Below are 253 nucleotides of genomic sequence, written 5' to 3' on the forward strand. Positions count from 1 at the left end.
GCTCTAGCCTGTGGCGCACAGGTGCCATTCATGCGGCCGGCCAACCTGGCCGATGACTTCACAGGCACGGCGGCGGTGATTGGTCACGCGCTGCAAGAACTGCATCGCCAGGGCCTGAGTTTTGAGTACGTCTGCTGCGTCTACGCGACCGCGCCGCTGTTGCAAACGCGGTTTTTGCAACAAGGGCTGGACGTGTTGGCGCACCACCCGGACAAGTCCTTTGCATTTTCGGTGTGTGACTTCGGTTTTCCGG

The 253-nt window shown here is 60.9% G+C and carries 1 pseudogene; it reads left to right on the plus strand.

Annotated features, from left to right (window positions below):
• Positions 1–253 (plus strand): annotated as a pseudogene (locus QN399_RS26460) (pseudaminic acid cytidylyltransferase); the annotation flags it as partial.

Source organism: Pseudomonas sp. 10C3, from assembly GCF_036346185.1.
Taxonomy (GTDB): Bacteria; Pseudomonadota; Gammaproteobacteria; order Pseudomonadales; family Pseudomonadaceae; genus Aquipseudomonas.